We start from the raw sequence: 599 nt of genomic DNA, 5'->3' as shown, positions 1-599 counted from the left end.
AAGACGATCATCGCGCTCGGCAGCGCAATCGCGGTTTTGATAACAACACCCGTCACGGCGGTTCTTGCACAGCAGACGGCAGCCGCACCGGCTGCTCAGGAACAACAGACAGCACCCGAGCCGCTCAGCGACGATGAGCTCGAGGTGCTGGTGGCGCGCATCGCGCTTTACCCGGACGAGTTGGTGGCGCTCATTTCCGCCGCCGCGCTCTATCCTTTGCAGATCGTCGAGGCAGAACGGTTTCTTGAGGCTCGCGAGAAGAAACCCGACATGAAGCCGAAAGACGACTGGGACGGCAGCATCATATCGCTGCTGAACTACCCCCAGATCGTCAAGATGATGAGCGAGGATCTCGAGTGGACGCAGTCTTTCGGCGATGCGATCGCCAATCAGCAGAAAGACGTGCTGATGGCCATCCAGCAACTGCGTGACGAGGCGGTCGCGAAGAACATCATCAAGACCGACGACAAGGTAAAGGTGGTCCAGGAAGGCGACAACGTCGTCATCCAGGCGGCCAATCCGGAAACCATCTATGTGCCGCAGTATCCGCCGGAGATGCTCTACGAGCCGAACTATGCACCGGCGCCGATCGGCTACTA

General features: G+C 59.3%; 1 protein-coding gene. It reads left to right on the top strand.

All coding sequences use genetic code 11. The annotated features are described in order from the left end of the window. Positions 1 to 6: 6 nt before the first annotated feature. A partial coding sequence (locus tag IB262_RS35475; RefSeq protein WP_348646961.1) for a DUF3300 domain-containing protein occupies positions 7 to 599 on the top strand: 593 nt, incomplete at its 3' end.

The sequence above is a fragment of the Ensifer sp. ENS02 genome (assembly GCF_014851885.1).
Lineage (GTDB): Bacteria > Pseudomonadota > Alphaproteobacteria > Rhizobiales > Rhizobiaceae > Ensifer > Ensifer adhaerens.
The sequence above is the reverse complement of the archived record's forward strand: the minus strand, read 5'-3'. Positions and strand labels throughout refer to the sequence as shown.